Genomic DNA, 25,735 nt, shown 5'->3' on the forward strand with positions numbered 1-25,735 from the left:
TTGCGGACCCCCGGCCACCCGGCCCGCGGCCTCAGCTCTCCCGGGGCGTCAGCCGCAGCGAGATGGAGTTGATGCAGTACCGCTGGTCGGTCGGGGTGGGATAGCCCTCGCCCGCGAAGACATGCCCCAGGTGGGAGCCGCACCGGGCGCAGCGCACCTCGGTACGGACCATGCCGTGCGAACGGTCCTCGATCAGCTCGACGGCGGAGGTGTCCGCCGGGTCGTAGAAGGACGGCCAGCCGCAGTGGCTCTCGAACTTGGTGTCGGAGCGGAACAGCTCGGCGTCGCACGCCCGGCAGGAGTAGACGCCGGTCGTCTTGGTGTCGGTGTACTCACCGGTGAAGGCACGCTCGGTACCGGCCTCGCGCAGGACCTGGTACTCCTCCGGGCTCAGTTCCGCGCGCCACTGCTCGTCCGGCTTGTCGATCTCGTACGCCATCGGCGGACCTCCTCAGCTCTCGCGGCTCTCGCCGCTCTCCGGGCGCTCCAGACGGGCGAGGATCTCCGGACCGAGGTCGGTGACATCGCCCGCGCCCATGGTGAGAACAAGGTCACCGGGCTTGGCCATTCCGGCGATCAGCCCGGGCACCGCGGCCCGGTCGTGCTCGGCGGTCACATCGGCGCCCCGGCGCGCGGCGGCGTCGATGACCAGGGCGCTGGTGATGCCCGGGACCGGGTCCTCGCGGGCCGGGTAGATGTCGAGGACGACGGAGGCGTCGGCGAGCGTCAGGGCCTCGCCCATCTCGGTGCCCAGCTCCTGGGTGCGGCTGAACAGGTGCGGCTGGAAGACCACCAGGACCCGCCCGGCACCGGCGCCGCCGCGGATCGCCTCCAAGTCGGCGGCGATCTCGGTGGGGTGGTGTGCGTAGGAGTCGATGACCTGCACTCCGGCCGCGGTGCCCTTGAGCTGGAGCCGTCGCTTGACGCCGGTGTACGCGGCGATCGCGGGGGCGAGGTCGGCGGCGGGGACGCCCAGGGCGGCGCCCGCGGTGAGCGCGGCCACCGCGTTGAGCGCGTAGTGGCGGCCGGGGACGGAGACGGCGAAAGTGATCTCCTGACCGCCCAGGACCTCGGCGAGCCGGACGGTGACCCGGCTGGTCAGACCGTGCTGGACGATGTCGAGCACCCGGACGTCCGCGCTCTCGTCCTCGCCGTAGGTCAGGACCCGCAGCCCCTCGCGGCCCTTCACCCGGGCGGTCAGCTCACGGGCACCGTCGTGGTCGGCGGAGACCACGAGCGCGCCGCCCGGCCGGATCCGGCCCACGAAGGTCTCGAAGGACTCGTAGATCTCGTCCATCGAGGCGTAGTTGGCGTGGTGGTCGAGCTCCACGTTGAGGACGATGGCGACCTCGGGAGCGTACTTGTGGAAGCTGCGGTCGCTCTCGTCGGCCTCGGCGACGAAGATCTCGCCGCTGCCGTGGCGGGCGCTGGAGCCGGGTGCGTCCAGGTCACCGCCGATGACGTAGGTCGGGTCCAGACCGAGGCTGCCGAGGGAGACGGCGAGCATCGAGGTCGTGGTCGTCTTGCCGTGGGTGCCCGCGACCGCGATCGGCCGGGCGCCGTCCATCAGCGCGGCGAGCGCGTCGGAGCGGTGCACCACCGGGATGCCGCGCTCGACGGCGGTGACCAGCTCCAGGTTGTCGGCGCGGATGGCGCTGGAGACCACGACGCTGCTGGCGTCGGACGCGATGTGCTCGGCGGCGTGGCCGATGTGCACGGTGGCGCCCGCCTCGCGCAGCGCGGCCACGGTCGGGGAGTCCTTGGTGTCACTGCCCGCGACCTGTGCGCCGCGCTGGGCGAGCACCTTGGCGACGCCCGACATCCCGGCGCCGCCGATGCCGATGAAGTGCGGTCGATCCAGCGCGTCGGAGGCGGTGCCGGCCGGTGCCATGTACGGGTCTCCCTGATTCGCAGTTCTCGCTGTCGGCCCGATTCTCGCACCCCGCACCGCCCGGCCCCGCGCAAGCCCGTGACGGCCCGGCTCAGCCTCCTGTCGTCTGTCCCTCGTCGACCGCGTGGGAGAACAGCTTGAGCACCGGGACGCCCACGGTGTGCCGGGCCCGGGAGGCCCAGTCCCGGTGGAAGAACTCCTCCACGAAGTGCGGGGCGGTGAGCACGATCACCTCGTCGGCGCCGGTCTCCTCGACGACCCCGCGCAGCACGTCCAGCGGGCGGCGCTGGACGACCTGGCCCCTGGCCTCGCAGCCGGCCTCGCGCAGGGCCGCCACCGAGTGGGTGAGGGCGCGCTCGGCCGGTTCCAGCGCCTCGCTGCCCTCGGGTTCGTCCCGTTCCTGGGCTGCCTGCTCCAGCTCGCCCAGCGCGATGTCGTCTATGGCGCGCAGCAGCCGGTCCTTACTGCCCCGGGGCTGCATCAGCACGATGAAGGAGATCGGATCGTCGCCGTGCAGGCTGGTGACGAACTCCACGTCGGCAGGGGTCAGGGGCTTCTCGATCATCAAAACGCTCGTGAACACGGCAGGCGCCCTTCTCCATTCACGGATCCCGTACCGGAATCCATAAATCCAGTCCGTTTACGCGTTTACTGCAACATTATTGGTAAATCCGACGGTAGCGGGTGAAAAGGAACCCGGCTTCCTCCAGGACGGAAGCGAGAGCGAACCGTTCCGGTTCCGCCAGCGCGGGACCGTTGACGATGCGCGCCGCGTCCCCCGCGGCCAGCAAGGGCGCCACCGAAAGACACAGCTCGTCGAGTACCCCGGCGGCCGCGAACAGTGCCAGCAGTCTGGGTCCGCCTTCCGTCAGCAGCCGGGTGTGGCCGCGCTCGGCGAGGGCGGTCACGATCGGGGCGGCGTCCACCCGCCCCGACTCCCCGTGCCCGGTGAGCACCACCTCGGCACCGGCCGCGCGGGCGGCGGCGAGCCGCTCCCCGGGCGCCCGTCCACCGGTGATCACCAGCGTCGGCACCACGGGTTCGGTGAACAGCGGCATCGAGAAGTCGAGGTCCAGGCTCGCGCTGACCACGGCGATCGCGGGCGCCGGGGCCTGGCCGAGCGCCGCCCGCCGCTCGGCGAACGCCTCCCGGACCCGCGCCGGGCGGTATCCCTCCCGGCGTACGGTCTCGGCACCGACGACCACGGCGTCGGCGAGCCCGCGCAGCACCCCGAAGATCCGCATGTCGGCGGCGGACGACAGCGGTTGCGAGCGGCCGTCGTGATGGGCGGCGCCGTCCAGCGAGGAGACCATGTTGGCCCGCAGGAAGGCCCCCGCGGGCCCCGGCGGCCGGTCCGGGTAGGCATAGGCGTCGGCCAGCTCGTCCAGCCCCCATTCACGGTCCTCTTCACGGTCCTCGGAGCCGCGCGGGGCGGCGGATCCGGTGGTCGGCTCGGTGGACAACGGGAACAGGCGTCGCATACGGCGCAGTGTGACATGCCTCCCTCTCGGTCCGTGGCTCCATGAAATGCGACTACCCTGGACTTCCGTGTCTGCACCAACCACCACTTCTGGCTCGGCAGGCCCGATAGCCGCCGAAGCCCCGGTAGCCCTCACCGCCCGCGCTCCGCACGTTCCGGCCGAGCGCCTGGTCGCCGAGATGGTGCCGCCGCCCCGCTTCGCCACGGTGAGCTTCGACAACTACATACCGGACCGCAATCAGCCCAGCCAGGCCGAGGCCGTCAAAACGCTCAGCGGCTTCGCCGAGAGGCTGGACGGCGGGACGGGCGCGAAGGACGGCCGACGCCGGCACTGGTTCCGCCGGGAACCCAGGTCCGCCGCCCCGAGCGGCCCGCGCGGGATGTATCTGGACGGCGGGTACGGCGTCGGCAAGACCCATCTGCTGGCCTCCCTGTGGCACGCCACCCCGGCCGCCCCCGAGCGGAAGGCGTTCGGCACCTTCGTGGAGCTGACGAACCTCGTCGGCGCGCTCGGCTTCCAGCAGACCGTACAGACCCTGAGCGGCCACCGGCTGCTGTGCATCGACGAGTTCGAGCTGGACGACCCGGGTGACACCGTGCTGGTGTCCACCCTCCTCGGCAAGCTGGTCGAGGCGGGCGTGGCCCTGGCCGCGACCTCCAACACGCTCCCCGGCAAGCTGGGCGAGGGCCGGTTCGCCGCCGCCGACTTCCTGCGGGAGATCCAGGGGCTGTCCGCCCGCTTCCACACCCTGCGCATCGACGGCGAGGACTACCGGCACCGCGGACTGCCCGAGGCTCCGGCCCCGTACTCCGACGACACGGTCACGCGCGCGGCGTACCGCACCCCCGGTGCCTCGCTCGACGACTTTGCCTCGCTGCTGGAGCACCTCTCGCGGGTGCACCCGAGCCGGTACGGCGCGATGTGCGACGGCGTCCAGGCCGTGTGTCTGACCGGGGTCGGCCCGGTGCCGGACCAGTCGACCGCGCTGCGGCTGGTGGTACTGGCGGACCGGCTCTACGACCGCGAGGTGCCGGTGCTGGCCTCCGGTGTCCCGTTCGACCAGCTGTTCAGCGAGGAGATGCTGCGCGGCGGCTACCGGAAGAAGTACTTCCGGGCGATATCCCGGCTCACGGCACTGGCCCGGGACGCGAAGGGGCTCGCCGAGGGGCGGAGCGGACACTGAGCCGGGCGCGGCGTGCGGCCGCGTAGCGTAGCGGGGTCACGGCGTCGTGGGGACGCGTCCAGTCGACACTGATCAGATGGTTCCCGCACGCGCATGCGCGTGATACACACGTGCGGTCATATTTCCTGTCCGCCAGCAGGGAGTTACCGCATGTCAGCGACACGACGTCAGGTCCTGGGACGCACCGGTGCGCTGGGCGCCTCCATCGCCTTCACCGGAAGCATCCCGGAGCTCTTCGCCGGTACGGCCTCGGCCGCCGGATCCGATCCCGCCGCCGAGGCCGCCGAGGCCGTCCCCGGCGGCTACGGCCCGCTCGTCCCCGACCCCGACGGTCTGCTCGACCTCCCCGAGGGGTTCCGCTACCGGGTGCTGTCCCGGGAAGGCGACGAACTGCGCTCCGGGGAGGGCAAGGTCCCCAGCCACTGCGACGGGATGGCCGCCTTCCCCGGCCGGTCCAGCGGCAAGCACAGCCGCACCCACCTGGTCCGCAACCACGAGAACCGGGTGGACGCGGCGATCCGCGTCCCCGCCGTCAAGGGCCTCACCTACGACCCGGCCGGCCTGGGCGGCTGTACCGCCCTGGAGCTCGACTCCCGCAACCACGTACGGTCCGAGCGCGTCGCCATCGCGGGCACGGCGGTCAACTGCGCGGGCGGCCCCACCCCCTGGAACACCTGGCTGACCTGCGAGGAGACCGAGGACAGAGCCGGGACCAACGGCTACACCAAGGACCACGGCTTCATCTTCGAGGTCGACCCCTACGATCCGCGCCGCACCGGCGCCGTGCCGCTCACCGCCATGGGCCGCTTCCAGCACGAGGCCATCGCGGTCGACCCGCGCAACGGCATCGTCTACGAGACCGAGGACGCCTTCGATAAGCCGTTCGGGCTGTTCTACCGGTTCCGGCCGAGGAAGCCGCTCGGCGGACTCGGTTCGCTACGCGCGGGCGGTGAGCTCCAGGCGATGCGGGTGCCGGGCGTACCCGACCTGTCCACGGTCCAGGAGACCGGCACCACCTTCGACCACATCGAGTGGGTGACGGTCCCCGATCCGCTCGCCAGGGAAACCCCCATCCGCTTCCAGGACTTCGGCTCCGGCGGCATCACCCACGCCCAGAAGCTGGAGGGCTGCTACTGGGGCGGGTCGTCGGTCTACTTCGTCTCCAGCTTCGCCAAGAGGGCGGCGGGTTCGGCGGCCGACCACTACGGCCAGATCTGGCGCTACGACCCGTGGCGGCGGCGGCTCACCCTGGTGATCGTCTTCGGGCCGGACACCGACCTCCAGCTGCCCGGCGAGTCCCCGGACAACATCACGCTGGCGCCCAGCGGCGGACTGATGGTGTGCGAGGACGGCGAGGGCGCCCAGCACGTCTTCGGAGTGACCCGGGCGGGCGAGGTCTATCCGATGGCCCGCGGACGGCAGAACATCGGCACCCCGGAGAAGCCGGAGTGGGGTGAGTTCGCGGGCGTCACCTTCGCCCCGGACCACCGGACGATGTACGTCAACTGCTACACCCCGGGGACCACCTTCGCCGTGACCGGCCCCTGGCGGCACTGAGCGCTCCGCGGGACCGCGCGGCCTAGCCGGAGCAGGCGGTGCGCTGGGCCTCCTGCCATTCGCAGACCGGGCACAGCGTCACCCCGGGCCGCGCGGCCGGGTACTCGGTGGGCTCGCCGCACCGCACGCAGTCGGCGTACGGCGGGCCCGCCGTGGCATGCGCCGGGCTCCCGGGCCCGGGGGCGTCGCAACAGCCGTTGGTGTCCGTGGTGTCGTCCATGGCCCCGACCCTACGGCGCCGGGGCCGTAGGGTCGGGACCGTACGGGCCGAGTGCGCTGACGCCCCCGCGCCGCCTACGTGCGGCGGGAGCTGAGGGCGCAGGCCAGCGCGGTCGCCCCGGCGGCCGCCGCACCGGTCACGGCCAGCGGCAGCAGGGGCAGCGGCACGGCACCGCTGTGCGACCCCTCGACGAGTCCCGACACCGCGGCGTTCGCGGGCGAGGCACCGGCCACCAGCACCAGCAGCGCGGCGACCGCGGTGGCGGAGATCGCCCAGCCGGGGCTGCGCAGCAGCGGCCGGTTGCACAGCGCGCCGACGGCCGTGCCGAGCAGCGCACAGGCGAACGCGGCGAGCAGCCCGGCGGCGGTCGCCTTCGCCACCGGGATCCCGACCTGGTGATCCGCGGTGCGCGGGTCGCTGATGAGGCCGACGAACAGGGCCCCGGCGGTGCCGAGTACGAGCGCCGCGCCGAGCGCCGTGAGCACACCGGCCAGATGCACCCGGCCGGGGCCCGCCGCGGCGGCCGCGCAGTTGCGTGCCGCGGCGGGCTCGTTGGTGGCACACACCCGCACCAGCCAGGCCGCCACGGGGAGCAGCGCGGCGGCGGCGTAGCCGAAGGAGTCCAGGACCGGATCCCCCGCCCGCACCGTGATGCCCATGAACGCGACGTAGAGCAGCACCGGCGGCAGCCAGCGCTGCGAGCGGACCAGCAGCGCGGCCTGATAGCGCAGCAGCGCGGTCATGAGGCCTCCGGCCTTGCTGTCGGCGCCCCGGGCGGCGCGTCCCGCACGTCCCGCACGTCCTGCGCACCTGGCGGGTCCGCCGCGTCCGCCACGGAGCGGATGTGCCACGGCGGGTGGGCGGTGAGCAGGGCCCGCAGCAGTGCGTCGGAGTGCGCCGCCCCGACCGTCATCCGTATGCGACGCCGCTCCGCGCCGTCCGCGGCCGGTCCGACGGCGGGCGCGGGCCCGGACACCGGTGACTCGCAGCGCGGCGCGCCCGGCAGATCCGGCGGAAGCTCGGCGTCCGGCGGGCCCACGGCCACGACCGTCACCCGCGGCTCCGCGGCACCTGCCGAGGTCCGCCACGGCGTGTCCGACATCCCGGCGGCAGGTCCCGCACCCGACGGGTCCGGCGGGCTCCCGCCCGCGGTCGGCGGCCCCAGCGGCGTCAGGCGGGCGTCGGTGACGCGGAACACCGCGTCGGCGGCGCCGGACAGCCGTCGGGGGTCGTGATCCACGAAGACGACCGCGGCACCGTCGGCGACCCGCTCGGCGACGGCCGCGTCCAGTACGGTGCGCGCGGCCCGGTCGAGGCCGGTCCACGCCTCGTCGAGGACCAGCAGACCCGGGGCGCCGAGCAGCGCCTGTGCTACGGCCACCTTCTGGCTGGTGCCCTTGGACAGTTCGGCGAGCGGGGTGTCGGCGTGTTCGGCCGCGCCGAACCGTTCCAGCCACTCCCCCGCCCCACGCTCCGCCGCCGCCCGCCGCAGCCCGTGGATCCGGCCGAGGTGGGTGAGGTAGCCGCGGGCGGAGAAGGGGAGTTCGGCCGGGAACCGCTCCGGGTACGTACGCGGTGCGCGGGCGGCCGGTGATCCGGCCCGCGCTCGGTGCGTCGATCCCGGCGAGCAGCCGCAGCAGGGTGGACTTCCCGCTGCCGTTGGTGCCCTCCACGCGGGTCAGCGAGCCCGGCTCCAGCTCGAGGTCGACACCGCGCAGCACCCAGGGCCCGCCCAGGCCGTAGCGGCGGCCGACTCCTCGCAGTCTCATGCCGGTCGAGCATAGGCCCGGCGAACCGGCCGCCGTGTCGTGGGTCAGTTGGCGCCGTCCTTCTCCGGCTTGGCCTCGCTCGGGCGCACGATCACGAACCCCTCCCCGTCCAGCCGGAGTTGGACGGCCTCGCCGGAACCGCCGCGCAGCATCGAGCCGAAGCTCTGCGAGCGGTGCAGCGAGGTGCGCAGGGCGGTGGTCCAGCCGACGACGGCGTCGGTGTCCACGCAGACCGGGTCGGTCGGGCTGACCGGGATGACGATGGGGTTGCCCTCGCATATGAGGCCGAGCCGTCCGCTGCCGCTGAACACGGTGTTGAACAGGCCGCCGCCCGTCATCCCCGCGCCCTTCATCATCTCGATCTCGTAGGTGAGGGAGGAGTCGAAGCACAGGACGTTGCGCCCGTTGATGGTGAGGCTGTCGCCGGCGGCGAGGTCCACGAGGAAGCAGTTGGCCGCCTCGTGGGCGAACCACGCCTCGCCCTTGCCGCGGACGACCATCAGCGCCAGCCCCTCACCGGTGAGCGCGCGCTTGAGGAACGTGCCGACGCCCTGGCCGTGCTTCTCGAAGGAGAGGTCACCGCGGAAGGCGACCATGGCACCCTGGCGGGCGTAACACTCGCCGTCGACGGCGTACTTGATCGACTTCGGATTCTGGAGGGTCATCCCCGGCGTGGTGGCCAACTGGGCCATGTACTCCGGAGAGAAGAGATCGCTCTGCATGTGCGCATAGTTCCGGGGTTACTGATCATTCCGCAATATCCGTCCCGCCCCCGGCCCGCGTCCTGCTGGCAGACTGGGGCGCGTGACCAGCTCCGAAACCCACCCCGGGACCCGCTCCGGGACCAGCCCCCGCACCAGCCCCTTCCGTCATGCGGAGACCGGCCGGGACGCCGCGCCGCAGTTCGTCCTGCCCTTGGTGGTCCGGATCGAGAAGGCCGCGCCCCCGGCCCGTACCGACGCCCTGGAGACGGCGGCCCGCGCCGTGCTGGTGCTGCTGTCGGACGAGCGGGCGACCGGGGGCGGCGGCGAGTGGGCGGAGGCCGTACGGGCCTGGCAGGACGCCCGGATCCGCAAGGTCGTACGGCGGGCGCGCGGCGCGGAGTGGCGGCGCGCCGGGACGCTGCCGGGCATCACGCTCACGGGCCGGGCCGGGCGGGCGCCTGAGGGCGGGCAGGGCGACGGGTCCCCGCCGGCGGCCGAGGTGCGGGTGTTCCCGCCGGTGCCGCTGGACGGTTGGCCGAAGGAACTGGTCAAGCTCCAGGTGTCCGGCACCGACCTGGACGACCCGGAGCCACCGGCCGCGCCCGACCCCGCCGAACCGGTGCTGTGGATGAATCCGCATATCGACATGTCGGCGGGCAAGGCGATGGCCCAGGCCGGGCACGGCGCACAGCTCGCCTGGTGGGAGCTGGACGGCCCGACACGGGCGGCCTGGCGGGCGGCGGGCTTTCCGCTGGCCGTGCGTACGGCGTCCCCCGAGCGGTGGGACGCGCTGACGGCGAGCGGCCTGCCGGTGGTGCGGGACGCGGGCTTCACCGAGGTCACTCCGGGGTCCCGCACGGTGGTGGCGGACCACCCGTCGCTGCGGCGGCGCTGACCGCCGCAGCGACGGCGACGGCGCCCGACCGGAACGGTGCGGGCGCTCAGCCGGTGGTGCGGCGCCTGCTGCGGATCGCCCGCGCGACCACCGGCGGCAGGACATCGGCGGCGAGCCGCCGGACCGGGGAGCGCCCGGGGCGGCCCGCCGCGTCCGCGGAGGCCGACGGTGCGTCCGGCGCGGACTCCCGCGGCTCCTGGGCGTAGCGGGAGCGCGGCGCGGCCGGGTTCGGCGGCTTGCCGGAGAACCGCAGCACCCGCCGCCCCGCGATCTCCTGCACGCTCGTGTGCATCGTCGACCGCCATTCCTCGTCGGCGAGCAGCTCGTCCTGCAACGGCCCGGGGTCGCCCCAGGTGCCGTAGAGCTTCTGGGTACTGAGACACACCGGCCGCAGCCCCCGGGTGAACACCGCCTCCCAGGTGGCGGCGGCCACGCCCGGGGTGTGTTCGGAGCGGAAGTCGTCGAGGACGACGAGGCCACCGGGGGCCAGCGCGGTGTGCGCGGTGTCGATGTCGCCCGCCACGTGCTCGTACAGATGCGAGGCGTCGACGTGCACGAAGCGGCAGCTGTCCGGGCCGACGTGGCGTGGCACCACGGAGGTCGGCCCCTGGAGGACGTGGGGCAGCTCGTCGTGGAAGGCGAGGTAGTTCTGCTCGAAGGCGGTGCGGGTGAGGGTGGCGTACGACTTGCGGGCCTCGGCCGCGTTCTGCTCGTCCGGCGCGTCGGCGTCGAAGAGGTCGCAGACCGTGAAGCGCTCGCCCCTGCGCAGATAGGCCGCGGTGAAGATGGCGCTCTTGCCCATGTAGGCGCCCATCTCCAGGAGGTCTCCGCGCTGCTCGTGGCGCTCCTGACGGGTCAGGAAGCGGTCGAACAGCACTTGGTCAAGGCTGGGGAACCACCCCTTGACGTCGTTGAGGCTGCGGGGACGTTGCGCTGCTCGCGCGGTGGTGGCCGTCATGCTGCTCTCAGTTCCTCGGTTGCGTGCGGTGCGTAAGTTGCGTGCGGTGCGTGCGTGGCGTTCTGAGCGGCGTCCGGAAGACGTGAAGAGACGTGGGTGGCCGCCACGCTGACAGCGGAAGGCAACGTCGGAGGGTCCCTGTGGTGTGTGTTGTGTGACCGAAAAAGCGAGATGAAGTGATGTCCACATCAGTACGAACCCGGGCATAGCGGGGCGCTGCGAGGCTGGAAATCGACCGGGAGGAGGACGGCGGGAGGCCCGGTGGCCGTTCAGAAGCGGAGGGCCGCCGCGATACGGTCGCAGCCGGACAGGGCCCCGTCCGGGACGAAGGCGACCTCGCTGCCGGTGTCCAGCGCGGCCTCGATGATCTCGTCCACGATGTCCTCCTGCACGGCCGCGCCGTGCTCGGCGGCGCTCAGCTCGGCCGGGTCGACCGGGCTCAGATGCTCGCCGGTGACCCGGACCGGCTGCTGGTAGTTCTCCTCGACGACCAGCAGATCGATCCGGCCCTCGCGGGCCACCTGCCACACCTCCTCCAGCCCGGCGGCGAAGGCGCGCCGCCCCTGGGCCTGCTCGGTGCGCCGGATGACGCGCTCGGTGTGGCGGGCCGCCTGCTCGCCCAGCGCCGGGCGCAGCGCCTCGGCGAGCGCCCTGGCGGGGCCCCCGGCCAGTCCGCCCTTGGGCACCCGGCTCACGGCGGCCTTCGCCGCCGTGCCCACCTCGTCCAGCAGGCTGAGCACGGGGGCGAGCCCGACCAGGTAGAGCGGGCGGCGATCGGTCGCGAGCAGACCGTCGAGCCCGGCGTCGACCTGTCGCAGATACTGCCGGGTGCGCTCGTCGTCGTAGATGCCGGGCGCGTTGCCGATCCGCTCCTCGCGCTCGACGTCCTCGTTGTCGCCCGGCTCGGGCTCCATCGGGAACCCCGCCACGCGCACCTGCTGGAGCGAGCCGTTGGATCCGGCCCACAGCGCGGTGCGGTCCGAGGCGACGGCGAGCACCCAGTACGGGCGGGTCCGCTCGCGCGCCGCGACCAGGTTGCGGGTGAGGAAGGTGTCGCTGAGGACGACGCGCTCGGGCGCCGTCCTCGGCAGCGACCAGACCTCGTACTCCCCCTTCGCCGCGAAGATCACGAGCGAGTCCAGGGCGTAGCGCAGATCCGCGTCGGCCACGGCGCGGTCGAGCTGCCCGCTGATGTCGAAGCGGGCCTCGCGCGGGACGTCGGGAGCCGCCTCCAGACGTCGTTTGGCCTCGGCGACGAGGTTGCGCAGCCGCACCGAGTCCTGTGCGTTGTGGGTTTCGCGGCGGAGGGTCGGGAGGGTGATGGTGACCGCCGGATAGGGCCTCTTGGCGCGGAGGGCGGTCAGCGTGCGGGATGTCAGACCTGTGGTGCGCATCATTGCCTCTCAACGCTGGTCATCACAGGATCGCCCAGGAGTGGCGGGGTCGCATCACGGAGCGGGGGCGGCGCCGTGGGGGGACGGCCGTGGGGACGGGGGTCGGGGGGCCCGGCCCTCCCCCGGGCCCCCGGAACCCTTACGGTCCGGTGACGGCGCGGCGCGTGGGCGGGCCGCGCGCCGTTCCGCGGCCTAGCGTCGCCACCATGCGCGTACTGGTCACCGGAGGCGCGGGCTTCATCGGCTCGCACATCGTCACCGCTCTCACCGCCCACGGCCATGAGCCGGTCGTCCTCGACGCCCTGCTCCCGGCCGCCCACCCGGCACCGCCGCCGCTGCCCGACGCGGAGTGGATCCACGCCGACGTACGGGACCGCCTGGCGGTGGACGCGGCGCTGCGCGGCGTGGAGGCGGTCTGCCACCAGGCGGCGATGGTCGGCCTCGGCAAGGACTTCGCGGACGCGCCGGACTACGTCGGCTGCAATGACCTGGGCACCGCCGTGCTGCTGGCGGGGATGGCCGAGCGCGGGGTGCGGACCCTGGTGCTCGCCGGGTCGATGGTGGTGTACGGGGAGGGCCGCTACGACTGCCCCCGGCACGGGTGGGTGCGGCCCGGCCCGCGCGCGGAGGCGGACCTCGCGGCGGGCCGCTTCGAACCGCCCTGCCCGGAGTGCGGCACCCCGCTGGTGGCGGGGCTGGTCGCGGAGGACGCCCCGGCCGATCCGCGCAATGTGTACGCCACGACGAAGCTGGCCCAGGAGCACCTGGCGGCGGCGTGGGCGCGGGCGGTGGACGGCCGTGCGGTGTCGCTGCGCTACCACAACGTCTACGGCCCGGGGATGCCGCGCGACACCCCCTACGCGGGTGTCGCCTCGTTCTTCCGCTCGGCGCTCGCGCGCGGGGAGGCACCGACCGTGTTCGAGGACGGCGGGCAGCGCCGGGACTTCATCCACGTACGCGATGTGGCCGCGGCCAATGTCGCCGCGCTGGAGGCGGCGGTGGGCGGGGCGGACACGGCGGCGGACGCGGCACCCCTGGGCGCGCTGACCGCGTACAACACCGGCAGCGACGATCCGCACACGGTGGGCGAGATGGCCGGGGCCCTGGCGGAGGCCCACGGCGGCCCGGCACCGGTGGTCACCGGCGCGTACCGCATGGGGGACGTCCGCCACATCACGGCCTCGTCGCGGCGGATCCGGGAGCGGCTGGGGTGGCGGGCGACGGTTCCGTTCACGGAGGGCATGACCCAATTCGCCCGAGCCCCCCAGCGCGCGACCGCCCGCCGCCCCCACCCGGTCCCCTAGACGCCTGCTCCCGAGCCCGCGGACACCCCCGCCTCGCCGCCGTCGCGGCCCACGACCGGCCCCGGGGCGGCGGGGCCCCGGGACCGGGCCCGGTGGCCCACCGGCTTGCCGGCCGTCCCGAACCCCTGCGCGGTGGCAGGACGTGGTGCCCGCCCAGGAGACACCCGCGACCGGCGGCGACGGCCGTGACCGCCACCGACCCGTCCATGGAGCCCACGGGACAAGCGCGAGGCCCCGGCCCGTCCCGGAGGACGCCGCCCCTCCGGAGGCGCGGGCGTGCGTCCCGTCCGCGGCCCGCCGCGCACGGTGCGGCCACGGCACCCCGCCGCGGCGCCCGACAGCAACGGCCGTTGCCACCCTCCGCGGGGCGGGGCGCCCACCCCAGGCCGGGCCGAACCGCTCACGCCCGCGCCGCAGGGAGACGGACCACCGCAGCCCGCCCCCGCCGCAGGGCGGAACGCGGACGCGGCGCCCCGCGGCCACGCCCCGACGGCGCAGCCGTCGCCCGGCGCCCCGGCCGGGCCGAACCGCCTACCCCCGCGCCGCCGGGAGGCGGACCTCGAAGCAACAGCCGCCGATGACGTTGTGGACCGCCGCGCGGCCGTCGTGGGCTTCGACGATGCCGCGGACGATGGCGAGGCCCAGGCCCGCGCCCGCCGGGGGGGTGCGGGCGTGGCTGCCGCGCCAGCCGGTGTCGAAGACGCGCGGGAGGTCCTCTTCGGGGATGCCGCCGCAGCCGTCCGTGACCGACAGCACGACGTGGTCCGCCTCGCGCTGGGCGGCGACGGCGACCGTGCCGTCGGCCGGGGTGCGGCGGATGGCGTTGATGAGGAGGTTGCCCAGGACGCGGGTCATCTCCTTGCCGTCGGCCTCGATCGGGACGGGGTCGATGGGATTGCCGATCAGCCGTACGCCCAGCTCACGGGCGAGCGGATCGGCACCCGCGAGGGCGTCGCCGACGAGGTCGTAGACGGAGATCCGGGTGAGGGTGAGGGACAGCGCCCCCGCGTGGATGCGGGAGAGTTCGAAGAGGTCGCCGACCATGTCGTTGAGCCGTTCCACCTCGGTCCGGATCTGGCGCAGATAGCGCTCCGGATCAGGGACCATCCCGTCCTCCAGCGCCTCGGACATCGCGCGCAGACCGGCCAGCGGGGTGCGCAGATCGTGGGAAATCCAGGCGACGAGCTCACGGCGCGAGGACTCCAGGGCCCGTTCGCGTGTCCGCGATTCGGCCAGTTTGGCGCTGGTGTCGGCCAGTGCGCGGCCGAGAGCGGCGAGTTCGGCGGTGGCCTCGCCGTCGGGGGCGGCGAAGTTTCCGCCGTCGCCGAAGGAACGGGCGGCCTGCGCCAGCGCGTTGCTGCGCGCCACGACCCAGCGGCCCAGCAGCAGCGCGGTGGCCATCGACACCACGGCGGCCATGGCGCAGACGGTGGTGACGACCGTCAGGTCGTGCGCGGACAGGAACATGGCCCACGCGACGGCGAGCGTGCCCGCCAGCATGGCGGTCACCGTGACGGCGGCGACGACGGTGAGGGACACGACGACGGACCGTCCGCGCAGCAGCCGCAGCGCCAGCGCGCCGAGCAGACCGGCCGCGGCGGCGCCGAGGAAGGCGAAAAGGGCCATCAGGAGCACGTCTCGCACGGCGATCAGCCCTCGCGGTCCGCGGTCTGGGACGAGGGGGTGTCGAAGCGGTAGCCGACGCCCCAGACCGTCTGGATGAGGCGCGGTGCGCCCGGATCGTCCTCGATCTTGCCGCGCAGCCGCCGCACATGGACGGTGACCGTGGACAGATCGCCGAAGTCCCAGCCCCAGACGTCCCGCATCAGCTCCTCGCGGGTGCAGGCCACTCCGGGGTGGCGCAGCAGATGGGCCAGCAGGTCGAACTCACGGAGGGTGAGGGCGAGTTCGCGGCCGTCACGGGTGGCGCGGCGGGCGGTGGGGTCGAGGGTGATCCCGGCGTGCCGGAGCACCCCGTCCGGCCGGGCGGGGCCGCCCGCGCCGCCGGGCGTCCCGCCCAGGGGGGCACCCCGCGGACCGGTGCGGCTGCGGCGGAGTACCGACTCCACGCGCAGCACCAGTTCGCGCGGGCTGAACGGCTTGGTCACGTAGTCGTCCGCGCCGATCTCCAGGCCGAGGATCCGGTCGTCCTCGTCACCGCGCGCGGTGAGCATGATGACCGGCACCGGCCCCTGGTCGCGGAGCGTGCGGCACACCTGGAGCCCGTCCATGCCCGGCAGCATCAGATCGAGGACGACCAGGTCGGGCCAGCGGGCGGCGGCGCGGGCGAGCGCCTCGGGGCCGTCGGCGGCCCGGTCGACGTCATAGCCCGCGCGGTCGAGGTATCCGGCGACGACCTCGGCGACGGTCGGGTCGTCGTCCACGACGAGGACCCGGCCGTGGGTGGGGGTCTGCTGCATTCCCCCAGCCTCGCACCGAGCCGGGCCCGGGCCCACCCCGGGCGGACGGGGACCGGGCGACGTCCGCGTTTCGTAAGGAGCTGAAGCCCGAAATGTCGCTTTCTTCTTCGTAGTGTGGGGCGTGTGACACATGCGATCACTCCCCGTTCCGACGTTGTTCCCCGTGCCGACGTCGTCCTGCCGTGTCTGGACGAGGCCGCGGCCCTGCCCTGGGTGCTGGAACGCATCCCCGACGGCTGGCGCGCCATCGTCGTCGACAACGGCTCCACGGACGGCTCGGCCGCCATCGCCCGCGCCCGCGGCGCGACCGTCGTGCACGAGTCCCGCCGCGGTTTCGGGGCGGCCTGCCACGCCGGCCTGCTCGCCGCCGAGGCGGAGTTCGTCTGCTTCTGCGACTGCGACGCCACGCTCGACCCCGCGCTGCTGACCGGTTTCGTCACGACGCTCGCCGAGGACGGTGCGGACCTGGTGCTGGGCCGCCGCCGTCCCCAGGGGCGGGGGGCCTGGCCGGCGCACGCCCGGCTCGGCAACATCGCCCTCGCCCGGATGCTCCGCCGGCGAACCGGCCTGAAGCTGCACGACCTCGGCCCGCTGCGGGCCGCGCGGCGCGAACCGCTGCTCGGCCTCGGCCTCACCGACCGGCGCAGCGGCTATCCGCTGCAAATGGTGGTGCGGGCGTCCGACGCGGGGTGGCGGGTCGAGGAGCGCGATGTGCCGTATCTGCCGCGTGCGGGGGCGTCGAAGGTCACCGGCACCTGGCGGGGCACCTGGCACGCGGTACGCGACATGCGGGCGGTGCTGCGGCGGCCGCGGGCGCCCACCGCCGGGGTGAACGGCCGGGCGAAGGCGGCCCGGTGAGCCCCGCGCGGGACGTGGCCGGCGGGGGGAACGGGCGCGGGGCGGGGACCACGCTGCTCGTCATCGCCAAGGAGCCGGTGGCGGGCCGGGTGAAGACGCGGCTCACTCCCCCGTACACCCCGGCGGAGGCCGCCGCGCTCGCCGAGGCCGCCCTCGCCGACACCCTGCGGGTCGTGGCCGACATGCCCGCGCGCCGCAGGGTGCTGGCCCTCGACGGCCGTCCTGGGCCGTGGCTGCCGCCGGGCATCGAGGTGGTGGGGCAGTGCGGCGGCGGTCTCGACGAACGGCTGGCGGGCGCGTTCGAGGGCTGCCGGGGGCCCACCCTGCTGATCGGCATGGACACCCCGCAGATCACCCCCGCCCTCCTCGCCCCGGTGCTGGACGCGGACGGCTGGACCGGCTGCGACGCGTGGTTCGGCCCGGCCGCCGACGGCGGCTTCTGGGCGCTGGGCCTTGCCGAACCGGACCCCGGGCTGCTGCGCGGAGTGCCGATGTCCACCGCCACCACCGGTGCCGTACAGCGGAGTCGGCTCGTGGGCGCGGGGCTGCGGGTGCGCGAACTGCCGGCGCTGCGAGACGTCGACACGGCGAGCGACGCCCTGGAGGCGGCGGCCGCCGCCCCCGGCGGCCGGTTCGCCCGGACCCTCGCCCGGCTGTCGGCGCGGACGGCCGCCCGATGAGCGCGGCCGGGTCGATACGGAAGGGCGCCGCGCGGGTCGCGCCGGACGTGCCGGACGCACCGGTGCGCGAGCGGGGCAAGGGCCGGGCCGACAGCCGGGTCGACGGCCGGGGAGCCCCGTCCTCCTGGCGTGCCGACCCCTATACGCGGGCGCTGCGCGCCGGACGCGGACCGCTGTTCCTGCGCCGCGCCGACGGCTGGATGCTGCCGCTGGAGGTCGAACGCTGGTGCGCGGACGCCGACGCCGCCGACCGCACCGTACTGACGCGCTGCCGGGGCCCCGTCCTCGACATCGGCTGCGGCCCCGGACGGCTGGTGGTTGCGCTCGCCCTGCTCGGCCGCCCGTGCCTGGGCATCGACGTGAGCCAGGCGGCGGTCGCCCGCACGGTCGGGGCGGGCGCCCCGGCCCTGTGCCGCTCGGTGTTCGAGCCGATGCCGGGTGAAGGGCGCTGGGGTACGGCACTGCTGATCGACGGCAACATCGGCATCGGCGGCGACCCGCGGGCCCTGCTCGCCCGGGTGGGCCGCGTCCTCGCCCCGGACGGGCTGCTGCTGGTGGAGGTGGCACCGTCGGACATCGACGAACGGGTGCGGGTACGGGTGGACGACGGACGCGGCGGCGTCGGCACGGACTTCCCCTGGGCCCGGGTGGGGGCCCCGGCCCTGCTGCGCCACGCCCACGCGGCGGGCTGGACCGCCGTCGAGCACTGGTCGGCGCTCGACCGCGACTTCGTGGCCCTGCGCCGCGCGGTGCCCGGACCGGGCCCGGCCACCGAGCGCTGACGGCCGCCCGGCCCCCTGACCCCGGTCGGCGGTGCGGTGCACATCCCACCCGCACCGCCGGCCGGCCGCCGTGGCTCGGCCTGCGAGCGGCGCGGTCACCGCCCGGAGCGCGGCCCACAGCCGCGTACCGAGCGCGGGCGCAGCCCACACCGGCCGCCTACACCCGCACCGCCCAGCCGGCCGCCCCGTTACCTGCGATCCGCCACGCGCGGACCGCCCCCGCCCGGCCACCGGCCGCGTACACCCGCGCACCGCCGCTCGCCTGACCGCCCGCCGTGGCGCGTGCCGCCGCTCCCGTCGCGGACGGCCAGGAGCGCGCCCGGGCGCCCGTCCCCGGCTGTCCGTCTCCGGCCCGGCCCCGTGTCCGGCCCGCCCACCGTGAACGCCCGGCACGCCACAGCGCTCGCCCGCCGCGCTGAGGTGATCGCGCAGGGCGCGACGTGTGCGCGGCGGGCGGGCGCGGAGCGCCCAACGGGCCGGGCGGGCTCACGACGGCGGGGGCGCCGGGTCAGGTGTCGCTCGGCGGGGCCGGGCGGGCGGCGGGCTCACGGTCCGCGCCGCCCGGGCGTGCGTGCCAGAGCCGGAGGGCCAGCCACAGGGCCGACGCGGTGAAGAGCGCGGCGGTGATCAGCAGCCAGCGCCACAGGAAGACATCGGCCGACAGCCCGGTCGAGCGTTCGTAACGCCGCGTCTGCTCGCCCAGGATCAGCGGGAACCAGACCAGCAGCAACAGCCCGGAGACGAAGGCGGGCACCCGGATGTGGTTGATCCAGGAGGCCGGGGCGGGCAGAACCGCGCCCACCGCCCGGTCGACGAGCGCGTACAGCGGCAGCAGCACCAGGTCGTGCAGGACGGCCGCGCCCACGATCCAGAGCACGATGCCGAGCCAGTCGCCGTGCAGCAGCCGGACACCGGCGTAGGCGGTCAGCGCGAAGGAGCACAGCAGCAACAGAAGATGCCACGGGGACTCCCCGTACCGGTTTCGCCAACCACGGCGGCGTTCCGCCTTCCCGCCCCTCACACCGTCTCCCCGAAGCTCAGCCGCCCCACCCACTTCGTGTTCTGCACACCCGGGGCGCCGGGGACGATGATGCGCGCCGGATAGCCGTGATCCGGTGACAGATCCGCGCCGTTGACCTTCAGGGCGAGCAGCGAGCGCGGATCGCGGACCTGGTTGTCGCGCAGGGCGACGGTGCGGAAGGAGCCATGCCGCTGTACGGACTCCACCAGGACGCCCGGCGGCCGGTCGCGGTGGCCGACGAGCGCGGCGAGGTCGGCCAGCCGTACCCCCTCCCACCGCTGGTCGGGGGTGGACCAGCCCTCCACGCAGGCGATGGGCAGCGAAGCGCCGTGCCGGGGCAGCCGCAGCACCTGCTGCCGGGTCAGGACGAGTTCGCGCTCCCCACCGCGTACCACCAGCCGCCAGTCGGGGCCCGTGTCACGGGCGCGGATCCCGACGCCCGCGGCGGTCTTGTTGATCTGGAAGCCGTTGGGGCCCCGGCCGGGCTCTCGGTTGTGCGGGGCGAGCAGCGCCGTCTCGCGCAGCGGACCGCCGATGCTCTGGCCCGCCGTCACCGCCAGCAGGGCGACCGAACCGGCGCCGACCATGCCGAGCGCGCCACGGCGCGACATGGTGGGCGGGGCCGGGTCGGGGCTCACCAGACCGGTGTCGTCGGGCGGTTCGGGCCGGGTGCGGGAGACCGGCGTACGCAGTTCGGCCCGCAGATCGCGGCCCTTCAGCGCGCGCACCATCCGGGGGAAGCGCAGGGCCACATGGACGACAACGGCGGCCATGGAGATCCACGCGCCGTAGAAGTGCAGGGGGTAGAAGGACCCGGGGAAGACGTAGTCCAGCTGGACGTTGAGCACCCCGGTGGCGAACTCGAAGAGCCCGCCGCCCACCAGCACCAGCAGCGACAGCCGCTCAAGGCCGTGCGCCAGGGACCGCACCGGCGGCCGCTCGAAGAGCTTGGGGGCGACCGACCAGAGCTTCGCCAGCAGGACGGGGACGAGCACGACGCCAAGCGTGACGTGGACCCCCTGGGTGACGCGGTAGAGCCAGGAGGGGGACGTCGGCCAGGAGAAGAGGTAGAAGCCGAGCAGCCCCTTGTCCGGCGTCTTGTCGTTGACCGGGGACAGATCGGGGTTGTAGGCGGCGTACGAGAGCAGACCGGTCACGAAGAGCACGGGGATGCCGACGAGCAGCACCAGGCCGAAGACGGAGGTCAGCCAGGGGCCGCGCAGGGGGCTCCGCCACGGAGTGCGGATGCGGGGCGCGCGGCCGGGGTGAGGAGGGTGGCTCATGGCATGACCGTAGGGCCGCCCCGGCGCTTTCCGGGGGCTTCAACCGATGACGAAACGCTGACGTCGGCGCGGTCGGCTCAGAGGCGCGCTGCCAGGATCTGACGGTTCGGTGACGGGGCGCGACGCGGCGGCCCGTTCCCCGGTTCCAGGACATAGCGTGAGGCCGTGAAGCTCCCTCTCCGCATCGACAGCGAGCCCCGTACCACCGCTGCCCCCGGGCGGACCGGCCGCCGTCCGGATGTGCTGGCCGCCGTGGCGGGCGCCGTCCTCTTCGCGGTCGCCGCCGTCGTCGGCACCCTGATCCAGCGCACCGACCACTCCCTGTACGTCGACTGGGCGCCGCTGTACGCCGACTGGCTGCCCCATGTGGGGCCCGGTACGCCCGCTGCCCTGGCCGTCGCGGTGGCCGTTGTTGTCCACGGGCCGCGGCTCGCGCTGCGACTGCCGTGGCGCGGGCTGCTGGCGGCGGTGTGGGGGACGGCCATGGTGTGGACGTGGTCGCTGGCGCTGGTCGACGGCTGGGGCCGGGGGATGGCCGGGCGGCTGACCCAGCGCCATGAGTATCTGCGCGGCGTGGACCGGTTCGACAACGTCGGCGCGGCGCTGCGCGGGTTCACCGATCACATCCTGCTGACCCAGCCCGACCACTGGCCGGCGCATATCGCGGGCCATCCGCCGGGCGCGGTGCTCACCTTCGTCGGGCTGGACCGGCTGGGGCTGGGCGGCGGGGGGTGGGCGGGGGCGTTCTGCATCACGGTGGGGAGTTCGGCGGCGGCCGCGGTGCTGGTCGCCCTGCGCGCGCTGGGCGCGGAAAAGGCGGCGCGCACCGCAGCGCCGTTCCTGGTGCTCGCCCCGGCGGCGGTGTGGGCGGGGGCCTCGGCGGACGGCTACTTCGCCGCCGTGGCGGCGTGGGCTCTGGCGCTGCTGGCGCTCGCGGCCCGGCGCACGGTGCGGGCACCGGGCGCCGTGGCGCTGGTCTCGGGGCTGCTGCTGGGCCTGACGGTGTATCTCTCGTACGGGCTCACCCTGCTGGCGCTGCCCGCCCTGGCCGTGCTGGTGCTCGCCCGTACGGTGAAGCCGCTGCCCTGGGTGCTGGCCGGAGTGGCCGCGGTGGCGGGCGTGTTCACGCTGTCCGGGTTCGTGTGGTGGGAGGGGTACCACCTGCTGGTGGAGCGCTACTACCAGGGCGTCGCCGCGGACCGGCCGTACGCCTACTGGGTGTGGGCCAATCTCGCCGTCGCGGGGGTCGCCGCCGGTCCGGCCTGTGTGGCCGGGGCGCGCCGGGTCGTCATGGCCGCCCCCGGGGCAGTACGGCGGCTGCGCGGCCGCGGGGTGGGCGCGCCGGACGCTCTGGTGGTGCTGACCTCTGCCGCGCTGCTCGCACTGGCCGTCGCCGATCTGTCCGGTATGAGCAAGGCGGAGACGGAGCGCATCTGGCTGCCGTTCGTCCTGTGGCTGCTGCCCGGGACCGCGCTGCTGCCCGCGCGGGACCGGCGCCACTGGCTCATGGTCCAGGCCATGGTGGCACTTCTCATCAATCATCTGCTGCTGACCGGATGGTGACGGGACCGATGTGAAGAGCACGTGATACTTCTGTGATACTGGAGGGGATGTACATCTGTACTGGTGCTGGGGGCGGACCCGTTGAAGGCGCTGAAGATCATGAAGGCGTGGAAGGTTTTAATCGCGCGGAGCGCCCACGGAGTGGTGGGGCCCCTCGGCGCGCTCACGGCCGTGGCCGTCGTGGTGGCCCTGCTGATAGCCCTGACCTCGCGCGGAGGCGCGGGCGACGCACCGGACGGAGACGTCCCCGCGGCCGCCGCCTCCCCGAGGTCGGACCGTATGCCCAAGGAGGCGAAAAAGAAGAAGGAAAAATACGCCGACTGGGACGGCAAGGTCAAGGTCCTCGGCGACGGCTCCACTTCCTACACCGGCCCGCAGCCGAAACAGCTGAAGCCGCGGAAACTCAAGCCCGGTGAGAAACCGCCGCAGTTCGTGGTGTTCTCGTGGGACGGGGCGCTGGAGAGCGACGACCATCTCTTCTCGCGATTCCGTCAGGTCGCCAAGGAGAGCAATGCCACGATGACGTTCTTCCTGAGCGGTATGTATCTGCTGCCCAAGTCGAAGAGTTATCTGTACCAGCCCCCGCAGCACAAGCGGGGCTCGGCCGCCATATCCTTCCCCACCGACGAGCACATCCGGGAGACGCTGGAACAGCTGAGCGGCGCCTGGCAGGAGGGCAACGAGATCGGCTCCCACTTCAACGGCCACTTCTGCGGCGCCAAGGGCGGCCAGGACTGGACCGCGGAGGAGTGGAAGAGCGAGACCGAGCAGGCGTATTCGTTTGTGAAGCACTGGAAGACCAACACCGGTTTCACCGACATCAAGCCGCTGCCCTTCGACTACGACGTGGAACTGGCGGGTGGGCGTGCCCCATGTCTGGAGGGGCAGAAGAATCTGCTCCCGGTGATCAAATCGATGGGCTGGCGCTATGACGCCAGTTCGCCGGGCGACTTCCAGATCTGGCCGTCGAAGCTCAACGGCATCTGGAACTTCCCGCTTCAGCTGGTGCCGTACCCGGAGAGCGAGAAGCAGGTCCTGTCCATGGACTTCAACTTCCTCTTCAACCAGTCCGGGGACAGCACCGAGGGCGATCCGTCGAAACACGCGGAGTGGGAGCGGCTGACCCGCGAGGGCTATCTGAACGGCTTCGAGCGCGTCTACCACGGCAGCCGCGCCCCGCTGTTCATCGGGAACCACTTCGAGCAGTGGAACGGCGGCATCTACATGCAGGCCGTCGAGGACGTGATGCGGGACGTCTGCCCTCGTAAGGGGGTGCGGTGTGTGTCGTTCAAACAGCTCGCCGACTGGCTGGACGCCCAGGACCCGGAGGTGCTGGCCAAGCTGCGCATGCTGGATCCGGCGGAATCCCCGGACTGGCGGACCTTCACCAAGAAATAGCGCCGGTCCGGCGCGGCCTCTCCTCCATCACCCCCGGGACATTCCCCCCGGGGGTGATGCCGTTCCCGTTTCACAACCGGGTGTGTTTCATTCCCGGCTGTTTATTCCCGGCTGTCTCATTCCCGGCCGACCACCGTCATATAGCGCGTCCAGATGGACAGCGGATAGGTGTCCACCGAGGGGACCGCGCCCCTTCCGCCCAGGTCCTCCAGCGACAGCAGCTCCTGGGTCTTGGGGTCCACCCGCGACAGCGACACCGCCGTGGACAGCTTCTTGGTGTAGCCGACGAACCAGGCCGAGGTGCCGTCCTGCGCCATACCGCGCTTTCCGGCCACATCGGGTCCGGCGGCACCGGCCTCGCGCGCCGAACCCGCCTCGCTCCGGACGGCGCCGCGCAGCGCGTCGTCCACCTCGTTCGCGACCGCCTCGCTGAACGCCCGCTGGGCGCGGTCCCTGCTCAGCCGGAACTTCTCCCCGTTACGGGTGAGCCCGCTGACCGAGTACGGCGGGGCGTGTACGCCCTTGGCGGCGAACGTCCCGTAGGCGCTGGCCATCCGGATGGAGCTGGGAGTGGCGGTGCCGAGCGAGAACGCGGGCACCCGGGCGCCGAAGCTGCTGGGCAGCATCCCCGCGTCGATGGAGGCCTGCCGGACCCGCTCCAGGCCGACGTCCATGCCGAGTTGCATCATCGGGGTGTTGATCGACTGCACGATGGCCTGGCGCAGACTGACCTGCCCGTAGGACCTGTCGCCGTCGTTGCTCGCCCGCACGATCTTCCCGCTGCGGTCCCAGTACGGGCCTTCCGGCGTCCGCACGGCCACCTTGTTGTTGCCGTCGTAGAGGCTCGTGGGGGCCACCGGCTGCCGCGGGCCCTCGCGGTCGTGCAGCACCCCGTCACGCAGCCCGGCGGCGTAGACGAACGGGGTGAAAGCCGTACCGGCGGGCACATTGGAGGCGTTGGCGTCGTTGAACCCCTGCTCCAGATAGCCCGGGCCGCCGTACAGCGCGGCGATCCTGCCGTCCGGTGCGACGGAGGCGGCACCGATCCGCACATGGCGGTCGCCGGACCGTTCCTTGGGGTCGAACGAGGCGCGCGCCTTCTTCACCGCCTTGGCCAGCGCGTTCACCTTCGGCTTCTCGAAGGTGGTGTGGATCTGGTAACCACCGAGGTCGAAGTCGGCGTCGGAGATCTCGGTGTGAGAGCTGACGTACGCCCGGGCGGTCTCCACCAGATAACCGACCTGTCCGGTCAGCCCCTCGGGTTTGGGCGGCGCCTTGGGCTCGGGGAACTTCGTGTACTTCGCGCGCTCTTGGGGTGAGAGCTTTCCGATGTCGACCATCCGGTCGAGCACCCACTTCCAGCGCTCCGTCACCCGCTGGCGGTTCTTCTCGCCGAGCGTGGGGTCGTATGACCCGGCTCCCTTGAGCAGTGAGGCGAGCAGCGCGCCCTCGCTCGGATTCAGCTTCGAGACGTCCTTGCCGTAGTACGCGTAGGCGGCCCGCTGAATACCGTAGGTGCCACGGCCGAACCAGCTGGTGTTCAGATACCGCTCGAGAATCTCCTCCTTGCTCATCCGGTCGTCCAGCTTGATCGCCATGAACATCTCGGTGAGCTTGCGGGAGAACGTCTGGCGCTGATTCAGATAGGCGTTCTTCACGTACTGCTGCGTGATGGTGGAACCGCCCTGGGTTTCCCCGCCGGTCACCATCCGGGTCACGGCGCGCATCAGCCCGCTGGGCGAGACCCCGCTGTCGGAGTAGAAACTGGCGTTCTCGGCGGCCAGAACGGCCCACTGGACCTTTTCCGGCACCTTCTCGAGGGGGACCTCCTGGCGGTTGACCGGTCCGGTGCGGGCCATCTCGCTGCCGTCGGCCCAGTAGTAGACATTGTCCTGCTGGGTGGCGAAGTCGTTCAGGTCCTCGGGTATGTCCGTCCGCAAATAGAGGAAGCTCAGCAGCCCGGTCATGATGCCCAGGCAGAAGAGGAAGAACAGGGACGTCTGACGCCATGACGGCAGCCAGCGCCACACCCCCCTTCTGCCCGCCCGGGGATAGTCCAGCCGGACACTGCCGGCCGCCCAGCGGCGCAGCAGCATGAGCCTGCGCCCCGAGGGCGTCGTCGAACGGCGGCGGCCCCCCGGGGGAACCCGACCGCGCCGGACCCTCGGAGGAGCGGCACGGCGGTGCCTCCGGTGCTTCCCCGCCGCGTTGCTGTCGCTGCTGCCCTGCACTTCTTTCCCCCACGCTCACTCCGCGCGCGGGCGCGGCACAAAGATGTGATCTTCCATCCCCCTCACGACCACACGATCCTATTTTCCCCTCCTGACACCTGTCGCCGCAGGGGCCCAAAATTTTGTAACAGTGACGAAATTCC

23 protein-coding genes and 1 pseudogene are annotated in these 25,735 nt (G+C 73.3%); 9 read left to right on the forward strand and 15 right to left on the reverse strand.

Annotation, left to right across the window (positions count from 1 at the left end; genetic code table 11):
- Positions 1 to 31: 31 nt before the first annotated feature.
- The 4 genes from msrB to HUT19_RS09935 all read right to left on the reverse strand — a co-directional run bounded on the left by msrB (position 32) and on the right by HUT19_RS09935 (position 3,372).
- Entirely contained in the window at positions 32 to 439 is a 408-nt protein-coding gene (msrB, locus tag HUT19_RS09920) for a peptide-methionine (R)-S-oxide reductase MsrB (protein WP_176180107.1), read from the reverse strand.
- A gap of 12 nt (positions 440 to 451) precedes the next feature.
- The gene (gene murC, locus HUT19_RS09925) at positions 452 to 1,891 is read right to left on the reverse strand and encodes a UDP-N-acetylmuramate--L-alanine ligase (protein WP_176180108.1); all 1,440 of its coding nucleotides are present in this window, start codon (positions 1,889 to 1,891) and stop codon (positions 452 to 454) included.
- 91 nt (positions 1,892 to 1,982) lie between these two features.
- Positions 1,983 to 2,456 (reverse strand): indole-3-glycerol phosphate synthase, encoded by a 474-nt coding sequence (locus HUT19_RS09930; RefSeq protein ID WP_176180109.1) that lies wholly within the window; start codon positions 2,454 to 2,456, stop codon positions 1,983 to 1,985.
- Between the two features lie 94 nt (positions 2,457 to 2,550).
- On the reverse strand, positions 2,551 to 3,372 hold the full coding sequence (locus HUT19_RS09935) for a pyrimidine reductase family protein (protein ID WP_176180110.1): 822 nt from the start codon (positions 3,370 to 3,372) through the stop codon (positions 2,551 to 2,553).
- 46 nt (positions 3,373 to 3,418) lie between these two features.
- On the opposite strand from HUT19_RS09935, the gene zapE reads away from it, so the two are divergent.
- Together zapE and HUT19_RS09945 are read left to right on the forward strand one after the other, a co-directional pair.
- Positions 3,419 to 4,555 carry a cell division protein ZapE gene (gene zapE, locus HUT19_RS09940; protein WP_176180111.1) on the forward strand — a complete coding sequence of 379 codons (1,137 nt, stop codon included), beginning with the start codon at positions 3,419 to 3,421 and terminating at the stop codon, positions 4,553 to 4,555.
- A gap of 150 nt (positions 4,556 to 4,705) precedes the next feature.
- Positions 4,706 to 6,112 carry an alkaline phosphatase PhoX gene (locus HUT19_RS09945; RefSeq protein ID WP_176180112.1) on the forward strand — a complete coding sequence of 469 codons (1,407 nt, stop codon included), beginning with the start codon at positions 4,706 to 4,708 and terminating at the stop codon, positions 6,110 to 6,112.
- Between the two features lie 22 nt (positions 6,113 to 6,134).
- Here HUT19_RS09945 and HUT19_RS09950 read toward each other — a convergent pair whose 3' ends face one another.
- The 4 genes and pseudogenes from HUT19_RS09950 to HUT19_RS09965 all read right to left on the reverse strand — a co-directional run bounded on the left by HUT19_RS09950 (position 6,135) and on the right by HUT19_RS09965 (position 8,823).
- Positions 6,135 to 6,332 (reverse strand): hypothetical protein, encoded by a 198-nt coding sequence (locus HUT19_RS09950; RefSeq protein ID WP_176180113.1) that lies wholly within the window; start codon positions 6,330 to 6,332, stop codon positions 6,135 to 6,137.
- A gap of 74 nt (positions 6,333 to 6,406) precedes the next feature.
- Positions 6,407 to 7,075, reverse strand: a complete 669-nt coding sequence (locus HUT19_RS09955) for an ABC transporter (RefSeq protein ID WP_176180114.1) — start codon at positions 7,073 to 7,075, stop codon at positions 6,407 to 6,409.
- A pseudogene (locus tag HUT19_RS09960) lies at positions 7,072 to 8,101 on the reverse strand (ATP-binding cassette domain-containing protein). Before HUT19_RS09960 ends, HUT19_RS09955 begins: the two are co-directional and overlap by 4 nt.
- A gap of 44 nt (positions 8,102 to 8,145) precedes the next feature.
- On the reverse strand, positions 8,146 to 8,823 hold the full coding sequence (locus HUT19_RS09965; protein ID WP_176180115.1) for an AIM24 family protein: 678 nt from the start codon (positions 8,821 to 8,823) through the stop codon (positions 8,146 to 8,148).
- An 82-nt stretch (positions 8,824 to 8,905) separates the two neighbouring features.
- On the opposite strand from HUT19_RS09965, the gene HUT19_RS09970 reads away from it, so the two are divergent.
- Positions 8,906 to 9,700, forward strand: a complete 795-nt coding sequence (locus HUT19_RS09970; protein ID WP_254885508.1) for a peptidyl-tRNA hydrolase — start codon at positions 8,906 to 8,908, stop codon at positions 9,698 to 9,700.
- A 46-nt stretch (positions 9,701 to 9,746) separates the two neighbouring features.
- On the opposite strand, the gene HUT19_RS09975 is transcribed toward HUT19_RS09970, so the two are convergent.
- Positions 9,747 to 10,658: a class I SAM-dependent methyltransferase gene (locus tag HUT19_RS09975; RefSeq protein ID WP_176180116.1), complete on the reverse strand. Its 912-nt coding sequence runs from the start codon at positions 10,656 to 10,658 to the stop codon at positions 9,747 to 9,749.
- A 269-nt stretch (positions 10,659 to 10,927) separates the two neighbouring features.
- A complete protein-coding gene (locus HUT19_RS09980; RefSeq protein ID WP_176186722.1) occupies positions 10,928 to 12,052 on the reverse strand; it encodes a chemotaxis protein in 1,125 nt (374 codons plus the stop codon).
- 206 nt (positions 12,053 to 12,258) lie between these two features.
- Here HUT19_RS09980 and HUT19_RS09985 point away from each other — a divergent pair, with 206 nt between their 5' ends.
- On the forward strand, positions 12,259 to 13,356 hold the full coding sequence (locus HUT19_RS09985) for an NAD(P)-dependent oxidoreductase (protein WP_176180117.1): 1,098 nt from the start codon (positions 12,259 to 12,261) through the stop codon (positions 13,354 to 13,356).
- A 531-nt stretch (positions 13,357 to 13,887) separates the two neighbouring features.
- On the opposite strand, the gene HUT19_RS09990 is transcribed toward HUT19_RS09985, so the two are convergent.
- Together HUT19_RS09990 and HUT19_RS09995 are read right to left on the reverse strand one after the other, a co-directional pair.
- Positions 13,888 to 15,000 carry a sensor histidine kinase KdpD gene (locus tag HUT19_RS09990; RefSeq protein ID WP_176180118.1) on the reverse strand — a complete coding sequence of 371 codons (1,113 nt, stop codon included), beginning with the start codon at positions 14,998 to 15,000 and terminating at the stop codon, positions 13,888 to 13,890.
- A 5-nt stretch (positions 15,001 to 15,005) separates the two neighbouring features.
- A complete protein-coding gene (locus HUT19_RS09995; protein WP_176180119.1) occupies positions 15,006 to 15,776 on the reverse strand; it encodes a response regulator transcription factor in 771 nt (256 codons plus the stop codon).
- A 123-nt stretch (positions 15,777 to 15,899) separates the two neighbouring features.
- Here HUT19_RS09995 and HUT19_RS10000 point away from each other — a divergent pair, with 123 nt between their 5' ends.
- Genes HUT19_RS10000 through HUT19_RS10010 form a run of 3 tightly spaced genes read left to right on the forward strand, consistent with a single transcriptional unit; the run spans position 15,900 to position 18,096 of the window.
- Positions 15,900 to 16,634 carry a glycosyltransferase family 2 protein gene (locus HUT19_RS10000; protein WP_176180120.1) on the forward strand — a complete coding sequence of 245 codons (735 nt, stop codon included), beginning with the start codon at positions 15,900 to 15,902 and terminating at the stop codon, positions 16,632 to 16,634.
- Positions 16,631 to 17,314 carry a DUF2064 domain-containing protein gene (locus HUT19_RS10005; protein WP_254885509.1) on the forward strand — a complete coding sequence of 228 codons (684 nt, stop codon included), beginning with the start codon at positions 16,631 to 16,633 and terminating at the stop codon, positions 17,312 to 17,314. Before HUT19_RS10000 ends, HUT19_RS10005 begins: the two co-directional genes overlap by 4 nt.
- Entirely contained in the window at positions 17,311 to 18,096 is a 786-nt protein-coding gene (locus tag HUT19_RS10010) for a class I SAM-dependent methyltransferase (protein WP_176180121.1), read from the forward strand. The genes HUT19_RS10005 and HUT19_RS10010 overlap by 4 nt, the downstream gene beginning before the upstream one ends.
- Positions 18,097 to 18,604: 508 nt before the next feature.
- On the opposite strand, the gene HUT19_RS10015 is transcribed toward HUT19_RS10010, so the two are convergent.
- Together HUT19_RS10015 and HUT19_RS10020 are read right to left on the reverse strand one after the other, a co-directional pair.
- Positions 18,605 to 19,045: a hypothetical protein gene (locus tag HUT19_RS10015; RefSeq protein WP_368661683.1), complete on the reverse strand. Its 441-nt coding sequence runs from the start codon at positions 19,043 to 19,045 to the stop codon at positions 18,605 to 18,607.
- Positions 19,046 to 19,113: 68 nt separating this feature from the next.
- A complete protein-coding gene (locus HUT19_RS10020) occupies positions 19,114 to 20,400 on the reverse strand; it encodes a molybdopterin-dependent oxidoreductase (RefSeq protein ID WP_176180123.1) in 1,287 nt (428 codons plus the stop codon).
- Between the two features lie 165 nt (positions 20,401 to 20,565).
- On the opposite strand from HUT19_RS10020, the gene HUT19_RS10025 reads away from it, so the two are divergent.
- Together HUT19_RS10025 and HUT19_RS10030 are read left to right on the forward strand one after the other, a co-directional pair.
- Positions 20,566 to 21,963, forward strand: a complete 1,398-nt coding sequence (locus HUT19_RS10025) for a hypothetical protein (RefSeq protein WP_176180124.1) — start codon at positions 20,566 to 20,568, stop codon at positions 21,961 to 21,963.
- 99 nt (positions 21,964 to 22,062) lie between these two features.
- Complete coding sequence (locus HUT19_RS10030; RefSeq protein WP_254886144.1) at positions 22,063 to 23,361, forward strand: hypothetical protein; 1,299 nt, start codon at positions 22,063 to 22,065, stop codon at positions 23,359 to 23,361.
- A gap of 116 nt (positions 23,362 to 23,477) precedes the next feature.
- Here the strand turns inward: HUT19_RS10030 and HUT19_RS10035 are convergent, their stop codons facing one another.
- The gene (locus HUT19_RS10035; RefSeq protein ID WP_176180125.1) at positions 23,478 to 25,457 is read right to left on the reverse strand and encodes a transglycosylase domain-containing protein; all 1,980 of its coding nucleotides are present in this window, start codon (positions 25,455 to 25,457) and stop codon (positions 23,478 to 23,480) included.
- Positions 25,458 to 25,735 lie beyond the last annotated feature (278 nt).

Source organism: Streptomyces sp. NA02950 (assembly GCF_013364155.1).
Classification (GTDB): Bacteria; Actinomycetota; Actinomycetes; order Streptomycetales; family Streptomycetaceae; genus Streptomyces.

What these genes read in the sequence shown, in the direction of transcription:
- msrB (WP_176180107.1), bottom strand. Translation starts at nt 439, where the DNA reads ATGGCGTACGAGATCGACAAGCCGGACGAGCAGTGGCGCGCGGAACTG.
- murC (WP_176180108.1), bottom strand. Translation starts at nt 1,891, where the DNA reads ATGGCACCGGCCGGCACCGCCTCCGACGCGCTGGATCGACCGCACTTC.
- HUT19_RS09930 (WP_176180109.1), bottom strand. Translation starts at nt 2,456, where the DNA reads ATGATCGAGAAGCCCCTGACCCCTGCCGACGTGGAGTTCGTCACCAGC.
- HUT19_RS09935 (WP_176180110.1), bottom strand. Translation starts at nt 3,372, where the DNA reads ATGCGACGCCTGTTCCCGTTGTCCACCGAGCCGACCACCGGATCCGCC.
- zapE (WP_176180111.1), top strand. Translation starts at nt 3,419, where the DNA reads ATGCGACTACCCTGGACTTCCGTGTCTGCACCAACCACCACTTCTGGC.
- HUT19_RS09945 (WP_176180112.1), top strand. Translation starts at nt 4,706, where the DNA reads ATGTCAGCGACACGACGTCAGGTCCTGGGACGCACCGGTGCGCTGGGC.
- HUT19_RS09950 (WP_176180113.1), bottom strand. Translation starts at nt 6,332, where the DNA reads ATGGACGACACCACGGACACCAACGGCTGTTGCGACGCCCCCGGGCCC.
- HUT19_RS09955 (WP_176180114.1), bottom strand. Translation starts at nt 7,075, where the DNA reads ATGACCGCGCTGCTGCGCTATCAGGCCGCGCTGCTGGTCCGCTCGCAG.
- HUT19_RS09965 (WP_176180115.1), bottom strand. Translation starts at nt 8,823, where the DNA reads ATGCAGAGCGATCTCTTCTCTCCGGAGTACATGGCCCAGTTGGCCACC.
- HUT19_RS09975 (WP_176180116.1), bottom strand. Translation starts at nt 10,658, where the DNA reads ATGACGGCCACCACCGCGCGAGCAGCGCAACGTCCCCGCAGCCTCAAC.
- HUT19_RS09980 (WP_176186722.1), bottom strand. Translation starts at nt 12,052, where the DNA reads ATGCGCACCACAGGTCTGACATCCCGCACGCTGACCGCCCTCCGCGCC.
- HUT19_RS09985 (WP_176180117.1), top strand. Translation starts at nt 12,259, where the DNA reads ATGCGCGTACTGGTCACCGGAGGCGCGGGCTTCATCGGCTCGCACATC.
- HUT19_RS09995 (WP_176180119.1), bottom strand. Translation starts at nt 15,776, where the DNA reads ATGCAGCAGACCCCCACCCACGGCCGGGTCCTCGTCGTGGACGACGAC.
- HUT19_RS10010 (WP_176180121.1), top strand. Translation starts at nt 17,311, where the DNA reads ATGAGCGCGGCCGGGTCGATACGGAAGGGCGCCGCGCGGGTCGCGCCG.
- HUT19_RS10020 (WP_176180123.1), bottom strand. Translation starts at nt 20,400, where the DNA reads ATGAGCCACCCTCCTCACCCCGGCCGCGCGCCCCGCATCCGCACTCCG.
- HUT19_RS10030 (WP_254886144.1), top strand. Translation starts at nt 22,063, where the DNA reads ATGAAGGCGTGGAAGGTTTTAATCGCGCGGAGCGCCCACGGAGTGGTG.
- HUT19_RS10035 (WP_176180125.1), bottom strand. Translation starts at nt 25,457, where the DNA reads ATGCTGCTGCGCCGCTGGGCGGCCGGCAGTGTCCGGCTGGACTATCCC.